Here is a 3,988-nt window from a genome sequence, read left to right as displayed (position 1 = left end):
TCTCAACCAAAACACTTCACCTTTAACAGTGTTCTCATTCTCACAGGGAAGAGAGAGCACACCAATGAATGCATTTAGTTTGATAGAACAACTATCCATAGTGACTACCTGGAGCAAATTTTGGACGGCTAACCATTGCTAACACCAAAATCGGAAAAGGCTTGAGTCCTCTAATATCAAGGGGTTTCGTGCGTTTTCCCTGATGCATGCCTGGAGATTCTTCAGGCATAGCGTGTGCGCATACCTATAATACTTTCAAGACATAATTTCATGATTCCATTTCTAGACTTAAAAGCTATAAATACTCAATACCGCGAAGAGCTAATTGAAGCGACTACAAGGGTTATTGACTCAGGTTGGTATATTCATGGTGATGAGGTTGAACAGTTTGAGAAAGAATTTGCCCAGTACTGCCAAACACAGCATTGTGTAAGTGTGGCAAATGGTTTGGATGCACTGACATTAACACTACGAGCCTGGAAGGAACTTGAAAAACTTAAAGATGGCGATGAAATTATCGTTCCTGCCAATACCTATATTGCCAGTATTCTAGCAATAACTGAAAATAATCTTAAACCAGTTTTGGTTGATCCAGACGAACAGACTTACAATCTTTGCCCGGTAAAAACTGCGGCTGCTATCACTTCCCAAACCAAAGCTATTCTTGCTGTTCACCTTTATGGTCAGCTGGCACCAATGCCTGAGTTGATGATGCTGGCAGATCAATATGGCCTATTAGTTTTGGAAGACTCTGCTCAAGCCCATGGTGCAGCTATTAATGGCATAAAGGCAGGTAGTTGGGGACATGCGTCAGGCTTTAGCTTCTATCCTGGGAAAAACTTGGGTGCTTTGGGAGATGCCGGTGCTGTTACTACCAGCGATGATGAGTTGGCTAACACCATACGTGCTTTGGGTAATTATGGTAGCCATAAGAAGTATGAAAACCTTTATCAAGGTGTAAACAGCCGCCTTGATGAGATGCAAGCGGCTTTATTGCGTGTAAAGCTAAAACATTTGGATCGTGAAACAGATCGGCGTAGAGAGATTGCACTGGCCTATGCTAAAGGCATTAACCAGCCTTCCCTTACTCAGCCAATTTTGGGCAGCAGCACAATGGGCTCATTGGAAAACCATGTCTTTCATTTGTATGTTATTCGTACTAGGAAACGGAACGCCTTGCAAAAATATTTGAATGAGCATAACGTTCAGACACTGATCCACTACCCGATTCCTCCTCACAAACAACAAGCCTACGGACATTTTAATGAACAGGACTATCCATTGACGGAAAGTATCCATCAGCAAGTATTGAGCTTACCGATCAGTCCTGTGATGACTGATGAGCAGGTAGACACAGTTATTACCGCCTGCAAACGTTTTGAGATGCACTAATCCATGACATTGATAAAAACCAGTTTGCTGAATGGCATTGCTGTAGTAATAAAAATGCTGACCTTGCTGGGACTGAACAAAATATTAGCTATATATGTTGGACCAGCTGGTTATGCTTCTGTGGGGCAATTTCAGAACGCAATACAAATGATAACGACACTGGCTAGTGGCGCAATCAATACTGGCGTGGTCAAATATACGGCTGAATATTACGAAAATCCAGCCAAGCAACATGCTGTCTGGCGAACAGCAGGAACGATTTCTCTGGCTGGCTCTATAGCGGTTGCGATGGGGGTTGTTGCCTTTAACAAATCTTTAGCTGGCTGGTTTCTAAAGGATGAAAGCTTTGGTAGTGTCTTTATTTGGTTTGCGGCAACACTGGTGTTGTTTGTATTTAATACCTTGTTACTTGCAATTCTGAACGGTAAAAAAGAGATACAGCGTTATGTAACAGCTAATATTGCCGGAAGCCTCTTTGCAATGGCTGTGATTACTCTTATGGCGATTCATATGGGGCTTTATGGTGCTCTTGTCGGGCTCGCTATATATCAGTCTTTGACTTTTTTCGTGACCCTTGCTGTTACTTGTAAGGCAAACTGGTTTAAATTTGAATATCTCATTGGTGGTGTTGATAAATCGGCAGCTCGAAATCTTGCTAAATTCACAGTTATGTCGTTAACAAGTGCTGTTTGTATACCACTGAGTCATATTTTTATTCGTGATCATTTGGGGAGGGTTCTAGGTTGGGATGCTGCTGGTTACTGGGAGGCAATGTGGCGGTTAAGTTCTGCATATTTAATGTTGGCTTCAACAACGTTGGGGGTTTACTATCTGCCAAGATTATCAGAGCTCAAAGAAAAAACTGATATTAGAAAAGAGGTCTTGCTAGGTTATAGGGTCATATTGCCAATTGCAGCATTGTGTAGTTTATTTATCTATATCCTGAGAGACTATATCATCCATATACTCTTTACAGATGATTTTGTACACATGGAAGTATTGTTCTCTTGGCAAGTGATAGGGGATACGCTAAAGATTGCAAGCTGGCTCCTTGGATATTTGGTAACAGCAAAAGCTTTGGTCGGAATTTATATATTTTCAGAAGTGTTTTTTTCATTGCTGTTTTTTTTATTAGTAACTTTAACAACCTCATATTTTGGTTTGGAGTCTGCTTCTATCGCATATGCCGTCAATTATTTTTTTCACTTCTTATTTATGATTGCTGCACTTAAAATAAAAAGGGTCATATGAGTATTTTAAGAAAAATAAAACGCTATGGTATTAGGCGACTGTTTGTTTACTTTTGTCTCTTGCTATTTTGTAATATGAGAGGTTTTTTTTTAAGGTTGTTTTTTTCTGATAATCGACCTGACATTACCAAGTCTAGAATTTTGCAGCCAACACAATTTGTTGGGAAAGGAAAAATAAAAATTCAGGGGGCAATTTTAGGGTGTTGGCCATCGCCAGGCCTTTTAGATGGGTATGGATATATAGAAGCTAGGGCGTCAGAGGCTCTAGTAGAAATTAAATCATCCACAATTTTAAATAACAACTTTGTTGTGATTGCAGATAGAAGTGAAATTTCTATAGGTGAGCGTTGTTTGATTGGTCCTAATTTTTTTGTTACTGACTCGGATTTTCATGGCTTGAAATTAGAGGATAGGTGTAATGGGAATTATTATTGTGCACGGGTTGACATAGAAGATGATGTTTTTATCGGTAACAATGTGCGTGTTCTTAAAGGGGTTAGGATTGGACGAGGTTCAGTGATTGGTAGTGGTTCTACAGTAGTTAATGATGTTGAGCCAATGTCTATTTACGCAGGTATACCTGCGAGAAAAATTAAAGAAATTTGAACTTTATGTGAAATTGTCTGACGGAAATGATGTTGTTAAAAAAAATTGTTTAGTTTAGTTTAGCGATCAGGGACTTCTTGGGAGCAGGGAAAGATCATGAAAGCCCTTGCTATCACTGCTCTGACGCCATATTAATTTTTTTGAATTCTTCTTTCCACCCAATTGTGATCTCATACATCCATGGACGAATAATGAGGCACAAGCAACGTGAACGCAGGGAAAACGCACGAAACCCTTTGCTATCACTGGCCTGACGCCATATTAAAATGTTTGAATTTTTCTTTCCACCCAATTGTGATTTCATACGTCCATGGACGAATAATGAGACACAAGCAACGTGAACGCATTTAGTTTGATTGAACACCTCTCAAAACTTCCAGACTACCGCCAGCCTTGGAAAACTGATTACAAGCTGACAGATATTCTGCGGCTCATAACTTGCGCCATGATAACAGGGGCAAAGCAGGGCAAACGCATGAACACTATTTGATCAATCCCAGAATGTGGCAGAGATACTCTTCACTCCAGCCACACGTATTTCTCTTGTTCTTGATACCAAGCTTGATCGTAGAATCCTGCTTGAGAAGATTGAGTGCTATCTGTCTTGCAATGGCAAGGTTCTCAGCCGCATGACCATTCCTGGCACGGGACTGATCTTCCGAAAATGCGACATCCAGAACCCAATGCAAGCTATTCTCCACTTGCCAGTGGAGTCGTGTAGCCTGCAGAACTTCATCTGC

At 40.6% G+C, this 3,988-nt stretch carries 5 protein-coding genes; 4 read left to right on the top strand and 1 reads right to left on the bottom strand.

Features of this window, described 5'->3' with window-relative positions; all coding sequences use genetic code 11:
- The first annotated feature begins 270 nt into the window (after positions 1–270).
- The 4 genes from E1189_RS02805 (at position 271) to E1189_RS26145 (ending at position 3,738) form a co-directional block, all read left to right on the top strand.
- Positions 271–1,392, top strand: coding sequence for a DegT/DnrJ/EryC1/StrS family aminotransferase (locus E1189_RS02805; protein ID WP_155158536.1), 1,122 nt, complete (start codon positions 271–273; stop codon positions 1,390–1,392).
- A gap of 3 nt (positions 1,393–1,395) precedes the next feature.
- Positions 1,396–2,643, top strand: coding sequence for an O-antigen translocase (locus E1189_RS02800; protein WP_155158535.1), 1,248 nt, complete (start codon positions 1,396–1,398; stop codon positions 2,641–2,643).
- Entirely contained in the window at positions 2,640–3,248 is a 609-nt protein-coding gene (locus E1189_RS02795) for an acyltransferase (RefSeq protein WP_230460078.1), read from the top strand. The genes E1189_RS02800 and E1189_RS02795 overlap by 4 nt, the downstream gene beginning before the upstream one ends.
- A gap of 337 nt (positions 3,249–3,585) precedes the next feature.
- On the top strand, positions 3,586–3,738 hold the full coding sequence (locus E1189_RS26145) for a transposase family protein (RefSeq protein ID WP_155158534.1): 153 nt from the start codon (positions 3,586–3,588) through the stop codon (positions 3,736–3,738).
- Here the strand turns inward: E1189_RS26145 and E1189_RS02785 are convergent.
- Positions 3,731–3,988 (bottom strand): ISAs1 family transposase (locus tag E1189_RS02785; protein WP_155158533.1); only part of this gene is annotated, 258 nt, incomplete at its 5' end. The two genes, E1189_RS26145 and E1189_RS02785, sit on opposite strands and share 8 nt — an antisense overlap.

The organism is Parendozoicomonas verongulae (assembly GCF_009711465.1).
Classification (GTDB): domain Bacteria; phylum Pseudomonadota; class Gammaproteobacteria; order Pseudomonadales; family Endozoicomonadaceae; genus Sansalvadorimonas; species Sansalvadorimonas verongulae.
Note: the sequence above shows the minus strand (reverse complement) of the source record. Positions and strands in the feature narration are given on the sequence as shown.